Here is a 25,602-nt window from a genome sequence, read left to right as displayed (position 1 = left end):
ACGATCGCGGTGGTGGTCCCCCGCTCGATCTCGAAGGAGACCTTGTCCACGGCGGTGAACGGCGTGGACTTCCACGGCACGTTGCCACGGATCGGGAACTCCTTGGTGAGCTCCTCGACCTGGATCACCGCATCGGTGCCCCCGGCGGCCCCGGAGTGGGCGACCGCCTGCTCCTGCGCCTGTTCGCGGATCTCGACCCGCTCGGTCGCCGAGACCAGGCGCCGGGAGGCGAGCGAGGGGGCAGCGCTGATCAGACGCTGGGTGTACGGATGCTGCGGATTCTGCAGCAGCTGGAGCGCAGGCCCGGACTCGACGACCCGCCCCTTGTACATGACCACCAGGTGCTGGGCCCGCTCTGCGGCCAGCCCCAGATCGTGGGTGATCAGCAGCACCGCAGTCCCGAGCTCCGCGGTGAGGGTGTCGAGGTGGTCGAGGATCTGCTGCTGCACCGTGACGTCGAGGGCGCTGGTGGGTTCATCGGCCACCAGCAGCTTCGGCCGTGCGGCGAGACCCATCGCGATCAGGGCGCGCTGCTTCATGCCGCCGGAGAACTCGTGCGGGTACTGCCCGGCGCGGCTGGCGGCATCGGAGAGGCCCGCCTCCTCGAGCAGCTGCACGGAGCGGGCCCTGGCCTCGGCCCCCTTCGCGATCCCGTTGGCGACGAGGGTCTCTCGGATCTGGGAGCCCACCTTCCACATGGGGTTGAGGTTGCTCATCGGGTCCTGCGGGACCAGGCCCACCTGGTCCCCACGCAGCACCCGGATCTCCTTCTCGGAGACATGGGTGATGTCGCGGCCCTCGAAGAGGATCTGCCCGCCGGTGATCGAGCCGTTCTCGGCCAACAGGTGGGCGATCGCCATGGCGGTCGTCGACTTGCCCGATCCGGACTCGCCGACGATCGCGACGGTCTCTCCCGGGTACACCTCGAGGCTCGCGCTGCGCACTCCCTTAACCGGACCGCTGGAGGTGGTGAAGGTGATCTCGGGATCACGGGTCTCCAGCAGCGGCTGGTCGCGGTTCGCGGGGGCTCCGGCCGGGGTCGGGTTCATGGAGGTCGTGGTCATCGCTTCCTCGCTTTCGGGTCCAGGGCGTCGCGCACGGCGTCGCCGAGCATGATGAAGCTCAGCACGGTGATCGCGAGCGCGAGGGAGGGATAGAACAGCATCGACGGCTGGGTCCGCAGCGCATCCCGCGCGGCGGAGATGTCACCGCCCCAGGAGACGGAGCTCGTGGGCAGCCCGACGCCGAGGAAGGACAGGGTCGCCTCGGCCACGATGAAGACACCGAGGTTCACGGTCGCGGTGACGATCACCGGGGCGATCGCATTGGGGATCACGTGCTTGAGCAGCACCGTCGAGCTCGAGGCTCCCAGTGCCACCGAGGAGGTCACGTAGTCCTGGCTCTTGGTCGAGATCACCGCGCCGCGCATGATGCGGGCGACGTTAGTCCAGCCGAAGACGCTCAGCACGCCGATCACCGTCCATGTGTTCATCTCGCCCAGCCTGGTCGCGACCACGATCGCGTAGCCCTCGATCGGCTCGAAGAAATACTGGCCGAGCTGCGCGTTGGCGGCGTTCGCGCCGTAGTTCCAGGCGTTGACGAAGTCCTGCGCGGTGACCGGGGTGGAGCCATCCGAGTACGTCAGGCCCTCACGGATCTTGATGGTCCAGTTCTGGTTGTCCTCGGTCTCGATGGACTCCGCGAGGTCGTTCTCGGCGGAGCCGTCGGCCGTGTAGTAGACGAGCCCGGCGAAGAGCATCACGATGATGCGCCCGCCGCCGACCTCGCCGGTGTTGGTCGGGATCAGCGGGTTCTCGGGCTCGGTGGTGTTGGCGTAGATCGGCTCGCCGGTCCCACCGCCCGCACCGCCGTCGCTTCCTCCGCTGCCCCCGCCGGTCCCCCGTCATCGCTTCCGCAGGCTGCGAGGGTCAGGGCGGCGGCACCGGTGGCGGCGGTGCCCATCATCATTGATCGGCGCGAGATGGCCCTGGAAACTCCTGTGATTGCTCGAGAGCGTGGGCCGCACATCCATGCGCGGTCCTATCCAGTCTGCACCAGCAAATGTCAACTGCATTCCATGTGCTGGTAACACTTCGGTCTCGGCACTGTGCTGCGCATCTGTCCAGGCCTCAGGGAACACCCATGGGAACACCCGGCAGGGGCTCCGCAGGATCTCTCCCCGCAGTGTTCAATGGCCATATGACTGTTCCTACCTCGCCCGCTGCCCCCATCGACCCCACCTCCACCGACGCCTGGGCCGAGCTCGAGGCGCACAACCTCGAGCTCGAGGGTTCCCTGCGCGAATGGTTCGACACCGATCCGCAGCGCGCCGAGCGCTTCACCCACGACGCCGCCGACCTCCACGTCGACCTCTCCAAGAACCTCCTCACCTCCACGACCATGGACCTGCTGCTGCAGCTGGCCCGCGAGGTCGGCGTCGAGGAGCACCGCGACGCGATGTTCGCCGGCGCCCACATCAACACCACCGAGGACCGCGCCGTGCTGCACGCCGCCCTGCGCCGCCCCGCCGGCTCCTCCCCCTCCCTCGAGGTGGACGGGCAGAACATCGACGAGGACGTGCGCGGCACCCTCCACCGGGTCTACGACTTCGCGGACAAGGTCCGCTCCGGGGAATGGACCGGCGTGACCGGCAAGCGCATCGAGACCGTCGTCAACATCGGGATCGGCGGCAGCGACCTCGGCCCGGTGATGGTCTACGAGGCGCTGAAGCCCCTCGCCCAGGACGGGCTCGAGGCGCGGTTCATCTCGAACATCGACCCCACCGACGCCTACGCCAGCACGCAGGATCTCGACCCCGAGACCACCCTGGTGATCGTCGCCTCGAAGACCTTCACCACTCAGGAGACGCTCACCAATGCGCGCCTGGTGCGGCAGTGGCTGCTCAGCGGCCTGCGGGAGAACGCGGGGCTCACCGCCGAGCAGGAGCAGGAGGCCGTGGCCAAGCACTTCGTCGCGGTCTCCACTGCGCTGGACAAGGTCGAGGCCTTCGGCATCGATCCCGAGAATGCCTTCGGGTTCTGGGACTGGGTGGGCGGGCGCTACTCGGTGGACTCCGCGATCGGCACCGTGCTCGCGACGGTGCTGGGCCCGGATGTCTTCGAGGAGCTGCTGGCCGGGTTCCACGCGATGGACGAGCATTTCCGCACCTCGCCGGCGGCGCAGAACGTGCCGCTGCTGATGGGCCTGGTGAACGTGTGGAACGTGAACTTCCTGGAGGCGGAGACCCACGCGGTGCTCCCCTACTCCCAGTACCTGCACCGCTTCCCCGCCTACCTCCAGCAGCTGACCATGGAGTCCAACGGCAAGTCCGTGCGCTGGGACGGCTCCCTCGCCACCACCGAGACCGGTGAGGTCTTCTGGGGCGAGCCCGGCACCAACGGCCAGCACGCCTTCTACCAGCTGATCCATCAGGGCACGCGGCTGATCCCGGCGGACTTCATCGCCTTCGCGACCCCGAACCATCCGCTCCAGGACGGCGACCAGGACGTCCATGAGCTGTTCCTGGCGAACTTCTTCGCCCAGACCAAGGCGCTCGCCTTCGGCAAGACCGCCGAGGAGGTGCGCGCCGAGGGCACCGAGGGCGCGCTGGTCGCGGCCCGCGAGTTCTCCGGCGACCGCCCGACCACCTCGATCATGGCGCCGAAGCTGACGCCGTCCGCGCTGGGCCAGCTGATCGCGCTGTATGAGCACATCACCTTCGTGCAGGGCGTGGTCTGGGGCATCAACTCCTTCGACCAGTGGGGCGTGGAGCTGGGCAAGCAGCTCGCCAAGGGCCTCGCTCCGGCAGTCGCCGGGGATGAGCAGGCGATCTCCGCGGAGGACGCCTCGACCGCCGGGCTGATCCGCTACTACCGCGAGCAGCGCCAGCAGGGCTGATCGAGGACACATGACGACCGGATCTGCGCGGAGCGGGAGAGCACGACGCCTCTCCCGCTCCGCGCTGCTGCGCAGCGTCCTCCTCCCTCTTGCCGCCGTGGCGTCGGCGCTCGCGGTGCTGGTGGCGACCGGCGTGGTCTGGCCGGGCCGGATCTTCGCGCACGGCTATGAGGTCCGGGGCGCCGATGTCTCCTCCTACCAGGGGGAGATCGACTGGCCGACCTTCGCGGGCGACGACCTGGACTTCGCCTACATCAAGGCGACGGAGGGCTCCTCGTACGTGGACGAGCAGTTCACACAGAACTGGGAGCACGCCCGCGATACCGGCCTCTTCGTGGGCGCCTACCACTTCGTGAGCTTCGAGAGCTCCGGGCGCTCGCAGGCCCAGCACGTGATCGACACCGTGGGCGGCGACGGCGGTGGGCCGATCGCGGTGGACATCGGGTTCTATGGTGACTATTTCGAGGATCCGCCCTCACGGGAGGCGGTGGACACCATTCTTGCTCCGCTGCTCGAGGAGCTCACCGAGCACTACGGCGTCCCGCCGGTCATCTACACCACGGCCGACGCCTACGACCTCTACATCGCAGGCGCCTACCCGGACTCCCCGATCTGGATCCGCTCCGTGGTGCTGCCGCCCGATCTGAACGACGGCCGCGGCTGGACCTTCTGGCAGTACTCCCACCGGGACCATCGTGATGGCTACGACGGCGAGGAGCGCTACGTCGACATGAATGTCTTCACCGGCTCTCGTGCCGAGCTCGCCGCACTCGCCTCGGTGGAGCCGACGGATCAGACTCAGGCCAGGTAGTCGACCTCGCGGGTCTCCTTGCCGATCAGCAGCGCGACGGCCGTGATGATCGCGGCGAGGGTCAGGTAGCCGCCCACCAGCCACAGCGGCCCGTCCAGCAGCTGCCATAGCGCGATCATCGCGTAGGGCGCGGGGGCCGCTCCGATCACCGAGGCCATGTTGTAGCTGACGGCGCTGCCGGTGTAGCGGACGTCCGCCGCGAACATCTCCGGCAGGAACGCCGCCATCGGGCCGAAGGTCAGGCCCATCAGGGTGAAGCCGAGGATCAGGGTGGCCATCACGCCCACCGTCCCGGCCTGCACCATCGGCTCGATGAGGAATCCGAAGATGCCGATCCCGGCGGTGACCGCCAGCAGCAGCTTCCGGCGTCCGAGGCGGTCCGCGAGCGGGCCGGAGACCAGGGTGAAGATGCCGAAGAACACGACCCCGATGATCAGCATGGTGAGGAACTCCGGGCGGTCATAGCCGAGACCGGGCGCGAAGCTCGCCGCGTCGAAGGGCTTGCCGGCGACCTCCGCAGCGGCGCGAGCGGTCTCCTCATCGGCCGCCGTGGTGCCGACGACCATGAGGAACGCGGTCATCAGGTAGAAGAGCACATAGGTGGCGACCATGGCGATGGTGGCGAGGACGAGCGGCTTCCAGGCGGTGCGGAACACGCGGGCGATCGGCACGGCGGCGACCCGCTGCTCGTCGATGACCTTCTGGAAGGCGGGGCTCTCCATGAGCTTCAGCCGCACCCAGAGGCCCACGATGACGAGGGCTGCGGAGAGCAGGAACGGCAGCCGCCATCCCCAACTCATGAACTGCGCCTCGGTCAGCTGCAGGCTGAGGGCCACGAACAGCAGGTTCGAGAGGATGAATCCGATGGGGGCACCGAGCTGCGGGAAGGTGCCGTAGAGGGCGCGCTTGCCGGGCGGGGCGTTCTCGGTCGCGAGCAGCGCCGCGCCGGACCACTCCCCGCCCAGGCCGATGCCCTGGCAGAAGCGCAGCAGCACCAGGAGCGCCGGGGCGAGCACGGTGAAGCCCGGGGTCGAGGCGGTGGGCAGGACTCCGATGAGGAAAGTCGCGATCCCCATCACGAGAAGGCTGGCCACGAGGGTGGTCTTCCGGCCGACCCGGTCTCCGAAGTGCCCGAAGATCAGGGAGCCGAGCGGACGGGCCACGAAGGCGACGCCGAAGACGGCGAAGGAGCTCAGCAGCTGGTTCGCGGGGCTCTGCGTGGGGAAGAACAGGGCCGGGAACACCAGGGAGGCCGCGGTCGCGTAGGCGTAGAAGTCGAAGAACTCGATCGTCGTGCCGACCATGGAGGCGGTGATGACGCGCCCGCGGGTGTTCGCCGGGGCGCCGGCCGGTGCCGAGCCGGGTGCCGGAGCAGCGGGGGGAGACGAGGGCAGAGCAGTATTCACGACGAGCGACCCTAGACCTCGCATTCCGCTATTCGGACCTTGTTGCCACACTTTGAGACGGACGATGGCGCGGGGCGCGGCGCGTGGTGAACCGTGCGAGGTCCGGAATTCACCGACCGGCCACCAGGAGGTCATCCCGGAACGACGTGCAGCGCTTTCCTGAACGCGGTCTCATCACGGTCCGGCAACGCACCCGGCAACCGACGGCAACCTTCGTACATCCTGCGGAAACACATCGACCATGTGGGCGTCGGCTGCTGCTGCGGCCGCCCCTCCGATGTGGGAGGGAATGTCGTCGCTGTCATGGAGGACCGCGCATGTCACGCCACTCTGTCTCCCGTTCGAGCGTCACCCCGACCCGTCGGGCCGTCACGCTCGGCGGCACCGCCGCGCTCGCGGCGACCGCCCTGGCCGCCTGCAACCCAGGCGGCTCCGATGGCGGTGGCGGCGGAGGCGAGGACCCCGCCCCGGTCGCCGAGCAGGACACTGCCGAGTTCGCCGGCAAGACCCTCAGCTACCTCTACTTCACAGACGGGCCCGACGAACAGGCCACCCGGGACCTGATCGCACAGTTCGAGAAGGAGTACGACGTCACCGTCGAGCTCGAGATCGTGCCCTTCTCGGACATCACCACCACCTTGCAGGCTCGTCTCTCGGGCGACCAGGCACCGGATGTCGCCCGGGTCGCGGCGACCGCACCCTTCGCCGGCGATCTGCTGCTGCTGGACGACTACCTGGGCGCCGACTATCTCTCGGAGTTCACCGAGGGCGTCCAGGTGGGGATGACCGACGCCGACGGCAAGATCCAGGCGATCGCCTCCGACCTCACCCAGAACGGTCCCTTCGTGAACGCGGACCTGTTCGAGCAGGCCGGGGTCGCACTGCCGGAGGCCTGGACCTGGCAGGAGATGGTCGACCTCGCCACCCAGGTGCAGGAGGCCACCGGCACCGAGTTCGCCTTCGCCATGGACAAGTCCGGCCATCGCCTCTCCACGATCCTGTCCCAGGGCGGCACCTATCTGGTCCAGGACGGCACCAGCTCGCTGGACCCCGCCGCCGCCGCGACCGCACTGCAGCCGCTGGTGGACATGATCGAGGCCGGCACCTCCCCCAGCGACTTCTGGCTCGACTCCGGGACCAAGTACCAGGGCGCCAACGAGGTGTTCCTGGCCCAGCAGACCCCCGTCTACCTCTCGGGCAACTGGCAGGTCGCCCAGTTCGACGCCAATGCGGAGTTCGGCTGGGCGACCATGCCCAACCCCACCCAGGTCGCCGGTGGCGGCTTCCCCGGCGGGAAGTTCATGGTCGGCTTCGCCGCCGGCCCGGAGAATCAGCTGGCTGCGACGTTCCTGCAGTTCATGAACTCCACCGAGTCCCAGGAAGCGTTCATCACCGCGTCAGCGTTCATGCCCACCCGCGCCGACCTCACCGAGTCCGGCGTCGAGTACCCGGTGCGCAACGAGGAGATGGGCGTGTTCGTCACCGACCTGGGCGAGACCCCGGCCGAGGCCTACGCCGCCTGCTACGACCCGAACTTCGATGCCGCGGCGCAGGAGTTCATCTCGGAGTTCGCGGAGGTCGTCGCCGGGAACAAGGACCTCGCGACCGCGATGGAGGATCTGCGCACCTCGATCGACGCGATCGTGGAGCAGGCCTGATGTCCGCGACCACGGCACCCGTCCCCGTCCGGAGCCCACGGCGCCGGCGGGTGCCGTGGTCGCTGCGGGCGGCTCCCTATCTGTTCCTGCTGCCGAACATGGTCATCTTCGGCCTGTTCACGATCTACCCCGCCTTCAGCGGACTGAACATCTCGCTGTACAGCTCCCGCAACGGCCGCACCTTCGAGTGGGCGGGCCTGGGCAACTACGAGCGGATCTTCGCGGACGACGACTTCTTCCAGGCGATGTTCAACACGATCATCTTCGTGATCGCCTTCGTGGGGCTCTCGGTGATCATCTCCGTGCTGCTCTCGGTGCAGCTGAACGCGCAGAACATCGGCAAGTCCTTCTTCCGTTCGGTCTTCTTCCTGCCTGTGCTGCTGAGCCCGGTGGTGGTGGGCATCGTCTGGCGGTGGCTGCTGGAGCGGAACGGGGGCCTGGTCAACGCCGCGCTCGAGGCCGTCGGCATCGGGCAGGTCCCGTGGCTGGTGGACACGAACCTCGCGATGCTGAGCGTGGTGGCCGTGAGCCTGTGGGTGAACGTCGGCTTCTACACCATGATCCTGCTTGCCGGCCTGCAGTCGATCGATCCCAACCTCTACGAGGCAGCGAGCCTGGACGGGGCGAATCCGATGCGCCAGTTCCAGCACATCACCTGGCCGATGCTGGCTCCGACCACGATGGTGGTGCTGATCCTGTCCACGATCCACGGCTTCCAGGCCTTCGACGTCATCTACAACCTCACCGGCGGCGGGCCCGTGGGAGCCACGACCCTCCTGGTGCAGTACGTCTACGACAACGCCTTCGGCCCCCAGATGCAGTACGGGATGGCGGCAGCCGGCTCCGTGGTGCTGTTCGTGGTGGTCATGGGCTTCACGGTGCTCAACTGGTTGCTGGGCCGACGCGCGGAAGCGGTGTGATCCGATCATGACGACAACCTCTGCCAAGCCCACCACCTGGACCTCGACCTCCCGCACCCGCGTGCGGCCCCGGGACGTGGTGCGCACCGTCAACCTCACCGCGCTCGCGCTGCTGGTGCTGATCCCGCTGCTGTGGACCGTGCTCGGCTCCTTCAAGAGCCCCTCCGAGCTGGCCCAGCGCCCGCCCACCATGCTGCCCCAGCAGTGGCACCCGGAGAACTACGTCGAGGCGCTCACCGGGTTCGACATGCTGCGCTACCTCACCAACAGCGTGATCGTGGTGGTGGTCGCGACGGTCCTGACGCTCGCAGTGAACTCGATGGCCGCCTATGCCCTCTCGCGCTACAACTTCCGAGGCCGGGACCTGCTGTTCCTGGTGACGCTCGCGACGATCATGGTGCCGCTCCAGGTCATCCTCATCCCCGTCTACCAGGTGACCGCGTCGCTGGGGCTGACGAACTCGCTGTGGGGCGTGATCCTGCCGGCCATCGCCACCCCCACCGGGGTGTTCCTGCTGCGCCAGTACATGCTCACGATCCCTGACGAGCTGATCGACTCCGCACGGGTGGACGGGGCGCGCGAGTTCGGGATCTTCTGGCGCGTGGTGCTGCCGCTGTGCAAGCCGGCGCTGGCGGTGCTGGCGATCTTCTCGGTGCTGTGGCGATGGAACGACTTCCTGTGGCCGCTGGTGGTGACCAATGAGCGCACCCGCACCCTGCCGGTGGCGCTGCAGCGCTTCGCGAGCCAGGAGGTGGTGCCCTTCAATCTGGTGCTCGCGATCTCGGTGGTCTCGATGATCCCGGTGCTGATCTGCTTCCTGGTGTTCCAGAAGCAGATCGTCCAGGGCATCGCCGCCTCCGGCATGAAATGACCTCCCGGGTGCGGAGATCACGAGAGGGTCTCCGCTCCCGAGACGTGCCTGCGGGAACACGGTTTCAATGGAAGAATGCTCGCGGCAAGCCTGTACTTACCTGAGGGGGACTCATGGAACTGTTCGTACCCGTCGTCGGCGTCATCGTCGTCGTGGCGGTCGTCCTGCTGATCGCGCTGATCGTCCTGATGCGCAGCTACCGGATCGCTGCGCCCAACGAGGCGCTGATCATCACCGGCCGCAACGCGAAGACCAGCCCGACCGGCGACATCGATCTCGAATCCGGCAGTGCTCGGGTGATCATCGGCGGCCGCGCGATCGTGCGACCGATCTTCGACCGCGCCTTCGTGCTGAGCCTGAGCTCGCGCCAGATCCCGGTCGAGGTCGACGGCTACTCGATGAACGGCATCTTCCTGCGCCTGCGCGGGGTGGCGCAGGTCAAGGTCGGTGGCAACATCGACGACGTCCGCAAGGCTTCGCAGCGCTTCCTTGATCAGCAGCAGCAGATCGACCACTACACCCAGGAGATCCTCTCCGGCACCCTGCGCGCTGTGGTCGGCACCCTGAGCGTCGAGCAGATCATCCGTGACCGTGCGTCCTTCGCCTCCCAGGTGCAGGCCGAGTCCGAGCACTCGATGAACAACCAGGGTCTGGTCATCGACACCTTCCAGATCTCCGCGATCGAGGATGACGGCTCCTACCTGCGTGACTGGGGCCGTCCCGAGGCCGCGCTGGTGGCGAAGCACGCCGCGATCGCCGAGTCGAACGCGAATCGTGAGTCGACCCAGGCCAGCAACCTCAACCTCCAGCAGGAGGCCGAGTCCAAGCAGGCCTTCGACCTCCGCAATGCGGAGATCAAGGAGGAGACCGACGCTCGGCAGGCCGTCGCCGATGCGTCCGGTCCGCTCGCCCGTGCTGCCCAGCAGCAGCGGATCATCGAGCAGGAAGAGATGATCGCGGTCCGCAACAACGACCTGCGCGAGAAGCAGCTGGTCGCCGAGGTTCACAAGCCGGCCGAGGCCAAGCGCTACGCCGAGCAGCAGGATGCGGACTCCAAGAAGTACACGCGCATCGCCGAGTCGGAGGCCCAGCTGACCGACGAGCGCAACCGCGCCGAGTCCCGCAAGGTCACCGCGGACGCCGAAGCCCACGCCATCGAGGCCCGCGGCCGCGCCGAGGCCGAGGTCGAGCTGCAGCGTCGCTCCAAGGACGCCGAGGCTGTTCGGCTCGAAGGCCAGGCAGAGGCCGACGCCCTGCGTGCCAAGGGCGAGGCCGAGGGTGCGGCGATCCGCGCCAAGGGCGACGCCGAGGCGGAGACCACTCGTGCTCGCGCCGAGGCCTACAAGCAGTTCAACGACGCCGCGGTGCTCAACCAGGTGCTCGAGGTCCTGCCTGCCGTCGCGAACGAGCTGGCAGCCCCGTACTCGAACATCTCCAACCTGTCGGTGTTCTCCACCGACGGCGAGGCGAAGATCGGACAGAACATCTCGGTGGGCCTCGCCCAGGTGCTCGACATGGTCAAGTCCACCACCGGGGTCGACTTCCAGGACACCCTCAAGCGCGCCGCCGACGGCGGTCGCGTGGTGCGTGAGCAGGCCGAGCACACGGAGGGCGCCTCGCGCACCGTCCCGTCGGCCGCTGCTGGCACCGACGCTGAGTCCGGCTCCGGCTCTGACGCCGACGCCGGCTCCGACAGCAAGGCCTGATTCGTCGGAGCGATTCTCCTGAGCGCCCCGGTCCCTCCACGCGGAGGGGTCGGGGCGCTCTGCTGTCCGGGCAGCTCCGGGCGCTTCGCTGTCCGGGAAGCTCCCTGCTCCGCAACCTGCTGTTCACCACCAGGTTTCCCGGGGTCTCAGCAGGCCGGTAGTCCTTCCTCTGCCGCCTCGAGAAGCTCTAGGGTGGAGCCATCTGGCGAGACGGTACGCACCGTTCGCCGCCCCACGCGAGTCAAGAAGAGGCCCTCCCCCATGAAAATCGGAATCCTGACCTCCGGCGGCGACTGCCCCGGCCTGAACGCCGTCATCCGCGGCGCGGTGATCAAGGGCGACAAGTACTTCGAGGACGAGTTCATCGGGTTCAAGGACGGCTGGCGGGGCGTGATCGAGAACGAGTGGATGACGCTCCCCCGCCGGCGGGTGCGCGGCATCGGGCGCATCGGCGGGACCATCCTGGGGACCTCGCGTTCCAACCCCTTCGCCGATGGCGAGGACGGCGCCGAGCTCGTGCGCCGCCATCTGGATGAGAACGACATGGACGCGATCATCGCGATCGGCGGCGATGGCACCCTGTTCACCGCGAACCGGCTCTTCGAGGCAGGCATCCCGGTGGTCGGGGTGCCGAAGACCGTCGACAACGACCTCGACGCGACCGACTACACCTTCGGCTTCAACACGGCGGTGGAGATCGCCACCGAGTCGTTGGACCGGCTGCGCGTGACCGGGGACTCCCACCATCGCTGCATGGTCGCCGAGGTGATGGGGCGCAGCGTGGGCTGGATCGCCCTGCACTCGGGGATGGCCGCGGGAGCGCACGTGATCTGCCTGCCGGAGTTCCCCCTGTCCCTCGACGAGATCTGCGCGCATGTGAAGTCAGCCTTCGACCGTGGCCGAGCCCCGCTGGTGGTGGTCGCGGAGGGATTCGTCCCCCGGGATGCCCCTGAGGACTTCATGAAGTACGACCTCGACGAGTTCGGGCGGCCGCGCTTCGGCGGGGTGGCCGAGGTGCTGGCCCCGCTGATCGAAGAGCGGCTCGGCATCGAGTCCCGAGCCACAGTGCTGGGCCACATCCAGCGCGGCGGCGAGCCGACCGGCTACGACCGGGTGCTCGCCACCCGGCTCGGCACCGCTGCCGTGGATCTCGTCCATGAGGGCGGCTTCGGTCGGATGGTCGCGCTGCGCGGCACCGAGATCGTGAACGTCCCGCTCACCGCGGCGATCGACAGCGTCAAGCGGGTGCCGGAGTCCCGTTGGCGCGAAGCCGAGGTGCTGTTCGGCTAGCGCCGGAGCGCCGCCACAGCGTCCTCGAGGTGGGGGTACTGGAACCGGAAGCCGACCTCGTCCAGCACGCGCGACGTGGCGTGGCGCCCGGTGAGCCCCAGTGCGGGGTCGGTGCGCAGCAGCGCCGCGCCCAGCCGCAGCAGCGGCGCCGGGGTGGGGAGGCCGAACGGCCGGCCGACGGCTCGGCGCAGGGTGCGCATCAGCTCGGCGTTCTGCACCGGGTGCGGGGCAGAGGCGATGACGATCCCGGCGGGCAGCCCCGGCTGTTCGAGTCCGAGTGCAGCGAGCACGATCCGCACCCAGTCCTCGACGTGGATCCAGCTCACCCATTGCCGCCCGGTGCCGACCGGTCCGCCGAGACCCCAGCGGGCCAGCAGCAGCAGCCGCTCGAGTGCCGGGGTTCCGGCCTCCAGCACGATGCCGGTGCGCATCACCACCACGTGGTCGCAGTGCGCTCCGTCCAGAGCGCGCTCCCACCGCTCGGCGACTCCGGTCATCTGCGGCAGCCCGACAGGTATGGGGCTCGACTCGTCCAGCCGTTGCTCGCCGGCGTCGGACCAGATCGCTGTCGTGGAGGCTTGCACCCAGTGCTCGAGCGGTCGCTCGAGCTACTGGGAGGCGTCGACGAGCGCGGTGGTCGCCTCGACGCGGGAGCGGGTGAGGTCGGCGATGTTCTCCGGCGTGGGCCGTGCATCCACCAGTTTGCCCGCCAGGTTGACCACCGCGGTTCCCGGGGCGTCCAGTTCGCGCGCCCAAGGGCCCACGGTGCGGCCGTCCCAGGGCACTTCGCGCACCCCGCCGCGCTGGGCGGGTGGGTGCGGTGAGCGGGTGAGGACTACGACGTCATGACCTCGCTCCGCGAGCGCTGTGCTCAGTGCGCGGCTCAGGGTCCCGGAACCGCCGGCGATGACGATGCGCATCCCTCTGCTCAGCTCTGCAGCGGCGTGTGGTCGGCACCGATCTCGCCGAGCAGTGCCTTGGCGTAGGAGGCGTGCACGGACTCCTCGTCGGAGGGGTGGTACATCCCGGCCCGCACGTCCCGGGAGAGTCGCTCGAGCTCGCTGCGGCGGAAGTACTGGGCGCCGCCGCTGGCGCGGAGCACCTGGTCCACTGCCCTGATCGCTGTCTCGGTGGCCCGGGACTTCACCCCGGAGAAGTGCAGGAACCAGCGCGGGCCGTGGTCCGTGAGACCCGGCCCCTGCACCCCCGTCCCGAGGGCGTCGAGATCGGCCATCACCTTCTCGATCTGCAGGATCACGCCGTCCACCCCGATCGCGGCATCGGCCAGGCGCCAGCGGATATCGGGGTCATCCGCGTGGACGATGCCCTTGGTGGCGTTGCGGCGGGTGGTGGCGACCTGGGTGCCGACGGCGAGCGCACGCTCGGCGATCCCGGTGTACACCGAGGCGATGAGCAGCTCGAAGGCGCCGAAGATCCCCATCACGAAGAGATCGGGGTTCGGGCCGACGGGGGTGGTGGTCAGCACCCGGTCCGCGCCGACGGGCGCCGCGTGAAGCCTGGTGGTGCGGGACTGTGAGGCGCGCATGCCGTGGGTGTCCCAGTCGTCGAGCACCTCGACGGAGTCGCTGCGCTCGATCACGCCGAAGACGAGTCGCGGATCCGCTTCGGTGGCCTCGGCGACCCTGCCGTGCACCACCAGCCGGTCCCAGACCGGGGCAAGGGAGGTGAAGATCTTGGTGCCGGAGAGGCGGAAACCTCCGCCGGACTGCACCTCGGCGCGGGTCGCGGAATCGAAGAGCATCGCGTCGTTGCCGGGTTCGGAGATCCCGAAGGCGAACAGCTTCTCCGCTGCGGCGTCCTCGAGGACGGTGCGCACGGAGTCCACGCCGAGCCGGTGGGCATGCAGCGCCGCACCGGTGACCACCAGGTGCATGTTCATCGACAGGGCCGTGGCCGGTGCCGCCTGGGCCAGGCGGCGCTGGATCCGTGAGGCCTCCAGCAGGGAGGCACCGAGCCCGCCGAGCTCAGTGGGCACCAGCAGGCGAAGATAGCCACGTGCCCGCAGATCCGCGAGGTCGTCCTCCGGGAAGGTGTTCTCCCGGTCATGGGTCACCGCGCGTTCGCGAAAGGTGCCCAGCAGCGCGTCCGGCAGGAAGGCGTCAGGAGCGAGGGCGGGGTCTGCGGCGTCGGGGGTGTCAGAGGCGTTCATGACCCCACGCTAGAGCACCCGCGCTGAAGACGTCTGCCCCTCAGACGACGGCGAGCGCGCTGTACTTCCCCTCCGCGTCCACTCCCCGGATGAAGAACTGCACCTCACCCGTGGGATCGTAGGGAAGGGTGAAGGCGCCGGTGCCTCCGATTGAGGTCCAGGCGTATTTCTCGGTACTGCGCCATTCATAGTTCACTGCCCCGAAGTCCGTGGGCTGAGGCATGATCCTGTCCCCGGTCTGGAAGGGGGCGCCTCTCTCGATCGTGATGCTGATCGGTTCGTACGGCACATCGCCCCAGGCGGGGGTGGTGAAGGTATGGGTGACGGTCTCGCTCTTCAGGCCCTTCTCGTTCACCGCATAGGCCGTGACGGTGTAGGTGGTCGATTCGGCGGGTTCGCACGTGGTGTTCATGTTCGATGAGCTCACGACTGTCCGATTGCAGGACAGGCCCTGCGGCTCGACCACGACGTGCTTGAACGGAACACCTCCGGAATCCGCCGGTCTGGTGAGGTAGACAGCGATCCGACAGTTCCCCGGTGAGTGACAGATGAACCCGGAGTCGTCGGCCTTGATCACCGGCGTGCCGGGCTTCGCGTACGGGGTGACGGAGGCCGTGGGGGCGGAGGGGGCGCTCTCTCCGCCCGCGAAGCGGTTGCGGGCCTGCACGGTGAAGCGATACGCGGTGCCGTTGTCCAGTCCGGTGATCCGCACCGCTTCGATCTCGCCGTCCACCGTCTTGGATCCGCCGTCCCAGCGGATCACGTACTCCTTGATCGGGGTGCCGTTGTCCTCGGCGTGCTCCCAGGACACCGCGGCGGTGCCGTTCGGTCCCTCCCCCTCTCCTTCGCTGGGCAGGGTGGCGGTGACCTGGGTGGGTGCCTCGGGCACTGCGAAGGGGACCACTTCGTTCGAAGAACTGGAGACCGCGCCGCGGCCCACCACATTCACGGCGGTCACGGTGAAGCTGTAGCTGGTGTTGGGATCCAGGCGGTGGAAGGTGTGCGACGTGGCATCTGCATCTGCCGTCTCGCTGGTCCCGTCCGAGCTGGTGACGATGTACGAGGTGATGTCCTCGCCGTTGGCGGTGTCGTCATCCGCCGCCGGCCAGCTGACCTTCATCCCGCCGCCGAGCGGATCGTTGACCCGTTCCGCGGTGACCTTCCCCGGCAGCTTCTTGGGCACGCCCGCCGGGTGCTCCGGAACTGACCAGTCGGACCATTCCGAGGGCTGCTCGGACAGGTTGCTGGCGCGCACCCGGAAGCGATGGACCTCGCCGTTGCGCAGGGGCTCCCAGAGCACCTGCATCGTCGCGGCGTCCACGGTGCGCTCCTTGAGCGCTCCGCTCTCGCTGATCTGCATCTGGAGCGTGTACTCCTGGAGCGCAGATCCCTTGTTCACCGGGGCGCGCCAGTCGACCGTGAGACCGCCATCGCCGCGGGTGACGGCGGGCGCTCCCGGCGGCTCCGGCCGCACATCCGGGGTGGCGGGTGCCGAGGGCGCCGAGATCGGTGAGTCCCCGACCTCGTTGTGCGCGATGACCTGGAAGGTGTATTCGCTGCCGTTGGCGAGGCCGGTCAGGGTGCAGGAGGTCGAGGGGCACTCCCGGGACACCGCCGGGCCGGTGGCCGAGGTGACGGTGTATCCGGTGATCGGGGCGCCGTTGTCGTCCCCGGCGGTGAACACCAGCTCGACGCTCCCGTCCCCGACCTGGCCGATCCGCGGGACCGACGGGGCCGCGGGCTTGCCGCGCACCGTCGCGAGGATCTCGCCGCTGACCCGGCGCTCCGGGTCCCCGGTCTGGTCATCCACGATGTAGGACGCGCTGAGCACTCCGGCGAAGTCCTCGTCCGGGGTGATCACCACCTGGTCACCGCTGATGTCCACCGATCCCTCGCCGTTGATCAGCTGCGCCGAGACCAGGGTGAGCGGATCACCGGGGAAGGGGTTCGAGTCGTTGGCCAGCACCGGCAGGGAGGCGGTGCGGCCGGCGTCGATCTCGGCGTTGTCCAGCACTGCGGAGGGCAGGGGGCGCTTGCTCCCGCCGACGAGGAGCTGGAAGTCGGCAGACACCGGGTCGGTGCTGCCATCGGTCACCGTCACCGGGACCTCCACGCTGGCCCCGCGCACCGCCTCCGCCGAGGCGCTTGCCGTGAGGGTGCTCCCGTCGACCGCGATGCTCACCCCGACGGGCAGCTCGGCCCCGGCGAGCGCGAACCGGAGGTCGTCCCCGTCCGGGTCCTCCGCGGCGGCGGTCAGATCGAAGGTGGTCGCCGCACCGCCCTGCTCGAGCTCGAGCGAGGCACCGCGGAAGGTGGGTGGAAGGTTCGTGTCCCCCGGCAGCACCTCGATCGGGATCACCAGCTGACCGGACGCGGCGGTGGCATCACCGGCTGGCCCGTCGGAGACCTCCAGGGAGATCGAATCCCGGCCGGCGAAGTCCTCGGCGGGCCGGTAGCTCAGCGTGCTCTGGTCCACGACCAGCTGACTCCCGTCGGTGTGCTCCGCACTGACCGTGGCCGCATCGAGGATCTGCGCGCCGGCAGCGCCAGGACGCACCCTCACCAGCAGCGGGTCGCTCAGGTCGATGCTGAGCTCGCTGCCCGCGACCACCTCGAGGGTGCCGCCGGCCCATACCGGGGCGATCATCGAGGTGCCAGGCACCCAGACATAGCCGGTGGAGGACTGCCCGTCGACGTCGGTGATGCGGTAGCGCAGCCGCTGCTGCTGCGCGGAGGGCACCAGGGTCAGGATCCCCGACTCGTCCAGTACGGCGTCCTCGCCGCCCTCGCTACCCTCGCCGACGTCGCCGTCGCCGAGCAGCTCGACCTCGAGGTCGTTGATGCTGCCGTCGGGATCGCGGTCATTGGCCAACACATCGACCTGGATCTCGGTCATCTCGGGGTCCAGGACATCTCTGGGGTCCACGAAGTCATCGATCGCGACCGGTGCCCGCAGCGGTGCATTCGGATCCACCCGCACGGTGAGGGTGGCGGCGCTGCTGAGCTGCCCATCGGAGATCTCGTGGAGCACCGGATGGGTTCCCGCCTCGGCAGGCGTCACCACCGTGATCAGGTCCGTGCGCTCACCCTCTGCCTGTGGAACCACCTCGAGGTCGGTGGTGGCGGAGACGGTCTCATGCAGCAGCGTCAGGGCGTCGCCCTCCGGATCGGAATCGTTCTCGAGCACCTGGGCCTGGACCTCGCGCTCGGGCCGGACGTCGATCACGTCGTCCACCGCGTAGGGCGGCTGGTTCTGCGCGGACGGGGCGGCGGTGCCGATGAGCACCTCGGCGGTGCCCACGGCGCCGGAGCGATCCATCACCTGGTAGCGGAAGCGGTCGGTGCCCACCGATCCCTCGAAGGGCACATACTCGATCCAGTGACCGGTGGCGCTGGTGACCTCGCCGAGCTCGGGGACGGGGTCCGAGATGCCCATCAGCATCACCGAGTCGCCGTCGGGGTCGATGCCGGTGGTGGAGACCGGGATCCGCACCGGGGCGCCCGCCACGGCACGCGCGACCAGGTTCTCCGGGCGGGGCGGGGCGTTGGAGGCATCGATCGGGACGATGCGCACGGTCAGCCGGGCCGCGCCGCTGCGTCCGGTCTCATCCACCACCTCGTAGGTGAGGGTCGCCTCGCCGCTCGCGTCGGGTGCGGCGGAGAAGCGGATCTGCTGATCATGGAGCTCGGCCTGGCCGAGGTCCTCGGATCCCGCGATGTCGGTGAGGTCGCCGAGGTGAAGGTCCGAGTTCGTGGGAGAGAGGTCGTTGTCGAGCACGTCGACCAGGACCATGTCACCGGCGCGCACCACGGCCTCGTCCGGGGCGCCGACGGGGTTGGCGAACTGGGTGTCGGTGCGGGCGAGCATCACCCGGATGGTGCCGGTGGAGCTGCCGGTGGAGTTGGCGACTTCGTAGGTCAGCGGCACCGGTTCCTCGGTGACCTCCGCCCCGGGGGATGCCTCGACCCGCACCAGGTGGTGGCCGACCACGGTCGCCTTCAGCCCGCTGCCCTCGGGGAGCTCCACCGAGCCCAGCACCAGCACCCCTCCGGTGGGGTCCACATCGTTCTCGAGCGGATCCAGCAGGGTGTCGCCCCCGGTGGTGACCAGCCCCATGTCATCCACGGCGACCGGCAGCATCGCATCGCGGCCCGGCGGGACCACGTCGATCCGGATCAGACCGCGCGAGCTGGCCGCCGGAGCGGAGACCGTGTAGCCGACGTAATAGGTCCCCTCCGCTCCGCTGACGCTCACGGAGCCGGTGACCAGGTCCGCGTCGATCTCGAGCCCCTCGACCTCGTCGACATGGGTGAGCTCGAGGGAGCCGCCTGCGGGGTTGATGTCGTTGGCCATCGGCGCGAAGGTCGCAGAGCGGCCGGCGACCACCTGCACATGGTCCGTGGTGGTGATCGGCTCGAGCTCCGTATCGGTCACCGACTCCACCTCGAGGACGTCCTCGGAGGTCTTGCCATGCTCGTCACGGAACGTGAGGGTGATCTGCTTGGTGCCGATCACCAGGCCGGCGTCGTCGAGGGTGACGGTGCCATCGGCACGAAAGCTGAGGAGGTCCTCGGGGGCGATGCTCGCATCGGCGAGGTAGAAGGCGTCTCCCTCCGGGTCCTCCCAGTAGGGCAGCACGTTGAGGGTGACGGTGCTGCCGGAGAGCACCTGCACCCGGATGGCCTGATCGGCGGGGACCGGGGCAGTGTTCTGCGAGGGTGGGTGCACGGTGAGGGTGACGGTGGCGGTATCGGTGCCGCCGCGGCCGTCCTCGACCTGATAGGTGAAGGTGGCGGTGCCGCTCGCGGAGTCCTCGACCGCGATCTGCAGCTGCGTGCCGCCCCGGATGGGGGTAACGGTGCCGATGCCCGGCTGCTCGCCGCTGAGCTCGGCGAGCAGCACGTCCCCGTCGGGGTCGCTGTCATTGCGGGTCACCGGCAGCACCACGTTCGCTCCGGCGCGCACCCCGTACTCGTCGTCGTTCGCGGTCGGGGGGCGGTTCTCCTGGTCGCGGTCCGCCTCGACGTCGGTGATGGTGGAGGTGACCGTCTCGGTCTCCTTCTCCTTGTCGTTCTGCTGGATGTCCTGCGTGATCACCCAGTCATCGACCATGGTCATGTCATCCCGGATCATCCAGGAGAAGCCTTCGACGTGGTCGTTGAGCACCACCAGGTCGCGATTGACCCGCAGCACCAGCTCGGAGGAGGCCGTCGCCTCCGGCACCACGCCGGAGGCCGGCTCCGCTCCCTCGCAGAGGCGGAGGTAGCGCTGTGAGCCGTTCCAGGCACCGTAGCTGCAGCCGGCGACCTGGGCGGGTGCGGCCGGGGTGCCGGTCCCGCCCGCCGGGTGCGCCACCGGTGTGCCGCCGTCCATCGGGACCTGGAGCAGCGAGTCCGTGGTCGCGAGCACCACCTGGTCGGAGTCACCGCCCGGCTGCTGGAGGGCGACGCCGCTGGCATCGGCGACCCCGCTGGAGGTGAGGTCGACGGTGCGCAGCTCGGTGCCGAGGCGCAGCAGTCTCTGCTCCCGATCCAGCACCACGGGCTGCTCCGCGACCGCGGTCAGGGCGACCGAGCCCTCCCTCGTGGAGATCCCGCTGACGGTGATCGGGTCCCGCGTCTCGGGTTTCGCGGTGTCCACGCCGCGTGGGAAGGTGTGGAGCTGGTCGCCGTCGAGCACGAACACGGTGCCGGAGGTGGTGACGGTGACCTCCACGGCGGAGCCGCTGGCCTCGTGCACGGGCTCGACTCCTCCCGGGGTGAAGGCGGCGGCCTGCTCCGGGGTGAGGATCCAGACCCTGCCATCGGCGGCAGCGATCGCCACCCGGTCCCCGCCGAGCGCGAGGGAGGACTCCGGTGGGAGCTCGACGACGCCGCCGCGCAGCACGGAGGCGGTGTTCAGGACGCTGTAGCCACGGGCACCGACGGCGAGGACGACGTAGCCCGACTGCACGATGTCGAGGTCGTCACCCCTCAGCGAGAGGCGGGCGTCGAGCTCCTCGGCGTCCACGTTCAGGCGGCCGACGAACCCCTCAGAGCGATTGGTGACCCAGACCCCGCCATTGGAGACGTCGATGTCGGAGGACTGCAGTCCGGGATAGCGCAGCGCGAACGCTGTGAGCACGAGGGCGAACAGGGTGATCACGGCACTCGAAGCAACCGCTGTGCGGCGTCGACGTGCGGCTGCGGCCCTGGCGCTCACTGCGGTGTTCCTCCCCCGCCGCAGTGCATCCCCGGAGGCCCCCCGTCCGGGCGCCTGCCTGCGGCCGTCACATCGTACCGCTCGGTCGGGCGCCGCGGACAGCACCGCCCGCGATGTCTACCCCGGATCGCTCAGCAGCTCATCCCCCAGCAGCTTCAATCACCAGCAGTTCGCCCTTCAGCCCTTCACGCACCTGCACCTCAGCCGGTCATGCGCACCGTCGCGACCACGGGGCGATGGTCCGAGGAGCGTCGGGTTCCCACCTCGACGCTGCTGACCTCGATCTCGCCGCGCACCCAGAGCGAGTCAATGCGCCGCACGGGAAAGCGGGCCGGATGGGTCGCGAGCCTCAAGCTGCGCAGCGGCGTCATGACCACGTCGAGCTGAGCGTGAATCTGTGAACGCGGGCCTACCCTCCGAGCGGACTCCACGACTCGAGCCGTGGACGCGCCGTCTCCTGAAGCCGCCTCCTGGGCAGCATCTCGCCATAAGGTCTGGGCAGCATCTCGCCATCCGGTGGCGGCGAGAGCGGCCAGCTCCGGAGCGGAGGGATCGGCGTTCATGTCCCCCATCAGCAGCGCCGGACCCGTGAGGTCCGCAGCGAGGCGGATAATGCCCTGCACCTGGGCGGTGCGGTGCGCGCGGCCGGCATTGTCGAGGTGGGTCACCAGCACGTCGAGCTCCTGCTCCCCCGGCCCACGGATCCGCGCATGGAGCACGCCGCGGGGCTCCGTCGGCGGCGCGCAGCCAGGGTGGGCGGGCAGCAGGGCGAGGGAGTGCCTGAGGATCTCGTGGCGGGTCAGCAGGGCGAGCCCGTAGCGGCGGGGCGGCTCACTCTCACGGGCGGGCGGCAGCTCGAGAGCGGCACCGAAGCAGACCTGCATCCCCAGCAGCTCCCCGAGTCGTGCGGCCTGATCCTCGTGCCCGGAGCGGGGTCCGAAGCCCTGGTCCACCTCCTGCAGGCCGATCACCTCGGCATCGAGCGCCGCGATCTCGCGGGCCGTGCGCGCGAGATCCACCCGGCCGTCGTCGCCGAGCCCGTGGCGGATGTTGTAGGTCGCCACCCGCCACGTGCTCATCGCATCACTGCAGGCAGCTGGGGCCCAGCAGCGTCTTCAGCGAGGCGTACAGCGCGGCCGAGGGGTTCACCGAGAGCCGCTTGTCCAGCTGCATCAGGGTGGTGCGGCCCGGCTCCTGCAGGCGCAGCCGCACCTCGCTGGCGCCGGGATTGTCCTCCAGCACCCCGCGCAGCTCGCTGACCACACGCTCGGTCGCGCGGGTCGCCGGCAGGGCGATGACCACGGGCCCGTCGGCCCCTCCCCCGGTCTCGGGGACGGTCATCTCCATCACCCGCAGCTCCGGCATGCCCTTGGAGGTGTCCACCCGCCCCTTCATCGAGACGATGAGATCCTCAGCGAGCTCCCCGGCGACCGTCATATAGGTGGAGGGGAACAGCAGGCAGTCGATCGAGCCCTCGAGGTCCTCGACGGTGACGATCGCCCACATGTCACCCTTCTTGGTGGTCTTGCGCTGCAGGGTCGTGATCAGCCCGGCGATGGTCACCATGGCGCCGTCCTCGACGGCACCGTCATCGGCCAGGGCGCTGATCGTGGTCGAGGAGTTCTGGGCGACGACATGCTCGAGCCCGTACAGCGGATGGTCGGAGACGTACAGGCCCAGCATGTTCCGTTCGAACGCGAGCTTCTCCTTGCGGTCCCACTCGGGAAGATCCGGGATCGTGATGGTCGCTGCGGAGCCGGTGGTCATGTCTCCGTCGTCCGCGCCGCCGCCGAACACATCGGCGAACAGGTCGTACTGGCCCTGAGCCTCCTTGCGCTTCACATCGACCACGGAGTCCACGGCGTCCTCATGGATCAGCACCAGCGAGCGACGGTTCGCGCCGAGCTGGTCGAAGGCACCGCCCTTGATGAGGGACTCGATGGTGCGCTTGTTGCACACCGACAGCGGGACCTTGTCCAGGAAGTCGGTGAAGGAGGTGAAGGCGCCCTTCTCCTCGCGGGTGCGGATGATCTCCTCGACCACGTGGGCACCGACGTTGCGGATCGCCGAGAGCCCGAAGCGGATGTCCTCGCCGACGGCGGAGAAGTACAGATCGGACTCGTTCACATCCGGCGGCAGCACGGTGATGCCGCGGTGGCGGCAGTCGCCCAGGTACAGGCCCAGCCGGTCGCGGTTCTCCTGGGTGGAGGTCAGCAGCGCGGCCATGTACTCGGTGGGATGGTTCGCCTTGAGGTAGCCGGTCCAGTAGGACACCACCCCGTAGGCGGCGGAGTGCGACTTGTTGAAGGCGTAGTCGGCGAACGGCATGAGGGTCTCCCACAGCGCCGTCACGGCGGCCTTGGAGTACCCGTTGTCCTGCATACCGGCCTCGAAGGAGGCGAACTGCTTGTCCAGCTCCGACTTCTTCTTCTTGCCCATGGCGCGGCGGAGGATGTCGGCCTGACCGAGGCTGTAGCCGGCGACCTTCTGCGCCGTCTGCATGACCTGCTCCTGATAGACCAGCACGCCGTAGGTCTCGCCGAGGATCTCCGAGAGGGGCTCCTCGAGCTCCGGGTGGATCGGGGTGATCTCCTGCAGCCCGTTCTTGCGCAGCGCGTAGTTGGTGTGGGAGTTCATGCCCATCGGGCCCGGACGGTACAGCGCCGAGACCGCGGTGATGTCACCGAACTGGTCGGGCTTCATCTGCCGCAGCAGGGTGCGCATGCCGGAGCCGTCCAGCTGGAAGACGCCCAGGGTGTCGCCGCGCTGCAGCAGCTCGTAGGTCTTCTGGTCGTCGAACGGCAGGGTCTCCAGGTCCGGCGGGACCTTCCCGTTGCGCTCCATATTCGCGATCGCGTCGGAGAGCACGGTGAGGTTCCGCAGCCCCAGGAAGTCCATCTTCAGCAGGCCGAGGGTCTCGAGCGTGGGGTACTCGAACTGGGTGATGATCTGGCCGTCCGAGGGGCGGCGCATCATCGGGACGATGTCCTTCAGCGGGTGGCTGGACATGATCACGGCGCAGGCGTGCACGCCCCAGCCACGGGTCAGCCCCTCGACGCCCCGGGCGACCTCGACGACCTTCTGGACGTCGGGATCCTCGTCATGCAGCCGGCGGAACTCCCCCGCCTCGGCGTAGCGCTTGTCCTCGGGGTCGAAGATCCCGTTGACCGAGATGTCCTTGCCCATCACGGTGGGCGGGAGGGTCTTGGTGAGCTTGTCGCCCATCGCGAAGGGGTAGTCGAGCACGCGGGCGGCGTCCTTGAGCGAGTTCTTCGTCTTCATCACGCCGTAGGTGATGACCTGGGCGATGCGGTCATCGCCGTACTTGCGCTCGACGTACTCGATCACCTCGCCGCGGCGGCGATCATCGAAGTCGACATCGAAGTCGGGCATGGACACGCGGTCGGGGTTCAGGAACCGCTCGAACAGCAGGCCGTGCTCGAGCGGGTCGAGGTCGGTGATGCGCATCGCGTAGGCGACCATCGAGCCGGCGCCGGAGCCACGGCCCGGGCCCACCCGGATGTCCTGCTCCTTGGCCCACTTGATGTAGTCCGAGACCACCAGGAAGTAGCCCGGGAAGCCCATCTGCAGGATCACGGAGACCTCGTAGTCGGCGCGCTTCTGCACATCATCGGGGATGCCGGAGGGGTAGCGGTACTCCAGGCCCCGCTGGACCTCCTTGACGAACCAGGACTCCTCGTCCTCCCCGGGCGGGGTGGGGAAGTTCGGCATGTAGTTCGCGCCCTCGTCGGTGGTGCGGAACTCGACCTCGCACATCTCGGCGATGGTCAGGGTGTTGTCGCACGCCTCAGGGAACTCGCGGAACAGCTCGCGCATCTGCCGCGCCGACTTCAGGAAGTAGCCGGAGCCGCCGAATTTGAAGCGGTTGGGGTCGTTCAGGCGCGAACCGGAGTTGATGCACAGCAGCACGTCCTGGATCTGCGCATCGTCCTCGGTGACGTAGTGGAGGTCGTTCGTGGCCACGAGCGGGGCGCCGATCGCCTTGCTCACCTCCAGCAGGTCCTTGGTGACCCGCTTCTCGATGTCCAGGCCGTGGTCCATCAGCTCGATGAAGTAGCTGTCCTTGCCGAACATGTCCTGGAACTCGCCAGCGGCCTTGACCGCCTCGTCGAACTGCCCCAGGCGCAGGCGGGTCTGGACCTCGCCGGAGGGGCAGCCGGTGGTCGCGATCAGGCCCTCGGAGTACTTCGAGAGGATCTCGCGGTCCATGCGCGGCCACTTGCCCATCTGACCGTCGAGCGACGCCTCGGAGGCGAGCCGGAACAGGTTGTGCATGCCCGGGGTCGACTTCGACAGCAGGGTCATGTGGGTGTAGGCGCCGCGGGCCGAGACGTCATCGCCGGCGGCCTGCTGCTCCTTGGTGCCCCACTGCTGGCGGGTGCGGTCATGGCGGCTGGTCCCCGGGGTCACATACGCCTCGACCCCGATGATCGGCTTGACGCCGGCATCGGTCGCGGCCTTGTAGAACTCGTAGGCGCCGAAGAGGTAGCCGTGGTCGGTGATCGCCACCGCGCTCTGCCCCTGCCGCTTCGTCTCGGCGACGAGTTTGTCGATCTTCGCAGCACCGTCCAGCAGGGAGTAATCGGTGTGCACATGCAGATGCACGAAGTCATCAGAGTCCGCGGAAGCCATACCCACCAGAGTAGCCGT

15 protein-coding genes and 2 pseudogenes are annotated in these 25,602 nt (G+C 68.8%); 7 read left to right on the top strand and 10 right to left on the bottom strand.

The features are described 5' to 3' along the window. The 3 genes and pseudogenes from ACT3SQ_RS13055 to ACT3SQ_RS13045 form a co-directional block, all read right to left on the bottom strand. On the bottom strand, positions 1 to 1,064 hold a 1,064-nt coding region (locus ACT3SQ_RS13055), incomplete at its 3' end, for an ATP-binding cassette domain-containing protein (RefSeq protein ID WP_444601189.1). Further along, positions 1,061 to 1,528, bottom strand: a pseudogene (locus tag ACT3SQ_RS13050) (ABC transporter permease); the annotation flags it as partial. The gene ACT3SQ_RS13055 and the pseudogene ACT3SQ_RS13050, both read right to left, overlap by 4 nt. Before the next feature lie 69 nt (positions 1,529 to 1,597). Next, positions 1,598 to 1,759 (bottom strand): annotated as a pseudogene (locus ACT3SQ_RS13045) (ABC transporter substrate-binding protein); the annotation flags it as partial. Positions 1,760 to 2,199: 440 nt separating this feature from the next. On the opposite strand from ACT3SQ_RS13045, the gene pgi reads away from it, so the two are divergent. Next, positions 2,200 to 3,897 carry a glucose-6-phosphate isomerase gene (gene pgi, locus ACT3SQ_RS13040; RefSeq protein ID WP_441444197.1) on the top strand — a complete coding sequence of 566 codons (1,698 nt, stop codon included), beginning with the start codon at positions 2,200 to 2,202 and terminating at the stop codon, positions 3,895 to 3,897. A gap of 10 nt (positions 3,898 to 3,907) precedes the next feature. Then, positions 3,908 to 4,708 (top strand): GH25 family lysozyme, encoded by an 801-nt coding sequence (locus tag ACT3SQ_RS13035; RefSeq protein ID WP_444601188.1) that lies wholly within the window; start codon positions 3,908 to 3,910, stop codon positions 4,706 to 4,708. On the opposite strand, the gene ACT3SQ_RS13030 is transcribed toward ACT3SQ_RS13035, so the two are convergent. Then, positions 4,696 to 6,138: an MFS transporter gene (locus ACT3SQ_RS13030; RefSeq protein WP_425548393.1), complete on the bottom strand. Its 1,443-nt coding sequence runs from the start codon at positions 6,136 to 6,138 to the stop codon at positions 4,696 to 4,698. The two genes, ACT3SQ_RS13035 and ACT3SQ_RS13030, sit on opposite strands and share 13 nt — an antisense overlap. Before the next feature lie 293 nt (positions 6,139 to 6,431). Here ACT3SQ_RS13030 and ACT3SQ_RS13025 point away from each other — a divergent pair, with 293 nt between their 5' ends. The 5 genes from ACT3SQ_RS13025 to ACT3SQ_RS13005 all read left to right on the top strand — a co-directional run bounded on the left by ACT3SQ_RS13025 (position 6,432) and on the right by ACT3SQ_RS13005 (position 12,559). Continuing rightward, complete coding sequence (locus ACT3SQ_RS13025) at positions 6,432 to 7,772, top strand: ABC transporter substrate-binding protein (RefSeq protein ID WP_442331819.1); 1,341 nt, start codon at positions 6,432 to 6,434, stop codon at positions 7,770 to 7,772. Continuing rightward, entirely contained in the window at positions 7,772 to 8,692 is a 921-nt protein-coding gene (locus ACT3SQ_RS13020) for a carbohydrate ABC transporter permease (protein WP_441444201.1), read from the top strand. Before ACT3SQ_RS13025 ends, ACT3SQ_RS13020 begins: the two co-directional genes overlap by 1 nt. A gap of 7 nt (positions 8,693 to 8,699) precedes the next feature. Then, positions 8,700 to 9,563 (top strand): carbohydrate ABC transporter permease, encoded by an 864-nt coding sequence (locus tag ACT3SQ_RS13015; RefSeq protein WP_442331818.1) that lies wholly within the window; start codon positions 8,700 to 8,702, stop codon positions 9,561 to 9,563. Positions 9,564 to 9,676: 113 nt separating this feature from the next. Continuing rightward, positions 9,677 to 11,269 carry a flotillin family protein gene (locus tag ACT3SQ_RS13010; protein ID WP_444601187.1) on the top strand — a complete coding sequence of 531 codons (1,593 nt, stop codon included), beginning with the start codon at positions 9,677 to 9,679 and terminating at the stop codon, positions 11,267 to 11,269. A 261-nt stretch (positions 11,270 to 11,530) separates the two neighbouring features. After that, on the top strand, positions 11,531 to 12,559 hold the full coding sequence (locus ACT3SQ_RS13005; protein WP_444601186.1) for an ATP-dependent 6-phosphofructokinase: 1,029 nt from the start codon (positions 11,531 to 11,533) through the stop codon (positions 12,557 to 12,559). Here ACT3SQ_RS13005 and ACT3SQ_RS13000 read toward each other — a convergent pair. From ACT3SQ_RS13000 to dnaE, 6 genes are all read right to left on the bottom strand, one after another. Further along, positions 12,556 to 13,143, bottom strand: coding sequence for a DUF1731 domain-containing protein (locus ACT3SQ_RS13000; RefSeq protein WP_444601185.1), 588 nt, complete (start codon positions 13,141 to 13,143; stop codon positions 12,556 to 12,558). The genes ACT3SQ_RS13005 and ACT3SQ_RS13000 overlap by 4 nt on opposite strands. A gap of 24 nt (positions 13,144 to 13,167) precedes the next feature. Beyond that, entirely contained in the window at positions 13,168 to 13,479 is a 312-nt protein-coding gene (locus tag ACT3SQ_RS12995) for an NAD-dependent epimerase/dehydratase family protein (protein WP_444601184.1), read from the bottom strand. Positions 13,480 to 13,487: 8 nt separating this feature from the next. Continuing rightward, positions 13,488 to 14,729, bottom strand: coding sequence for an acyl-CoA dehydrogenase family protein (locus tag ACT3SQ_RS12990; RefSeq protein WP_441443502.1), 1,242 nt, complete (start codon positions 14,727 to 14,729; stop codon positions 13,488 to 13,490). Positions 14,730 to 14,769: 40 nt separating this feature from the next. Further along, positions 14,770 to 20,931, bottom strand: coding sequence for an Ig-like domain-containing protein (locus ACT3SQ_RS12985; RefSeq protein WP_444601183.1), 6,162 nt, complete (start codon positions 20,929 to 20,931; stop codon positions 14,770 to 14,772). A 200-nt stretch (positions 20,932 to 21,131) separates the two neighbouring features. Beyond that, positions 21,132 to 22,010, bottom strand: a complete 879-nt coding sequence (locus ACT3SQ_RS12980; RefSeq protein ID WP_441443504.1) for an endonuclease/exonuclease/phosphatase family protein — start codon at positions 22,008 to 22,010, stop codon at positions 21,132 to 21,134. A gap of 4 nt (positions 22,011 to 22,014) precedes the next feature. Beyond that, positions 22,015 to 25,584 (bottom strand): DNA polymerase III subunit alpha, encoded by a 3,570-nt coding sequence (dnaE, locus tag ACT3SQ_RS12975; RefSeq protein WP_441443505.1) that lies wholly within the window; start codon positions 25,582 to 25,584, stop codon positions 22,015 to 22,017. Positions 25,585 to 25,602 lie beyond the last annotated feature (18 nt).

The sequence above is a fragment of the Brachybacterium sp. AOP42-C2-15 genome, assembly GCF_052377065.1.
In the GTDB taxonomy this organism is placed as follows: domain Bacteria; phylum Actinomycetota; class Actinomycetes; order Actinomycetales; family Dermabacteraceae; genus Brachybacterium.
Note: the sequence above shows the minus strand (reverse complement) of the source record. Positions and strands in the feature narration are given on the sequence as shown.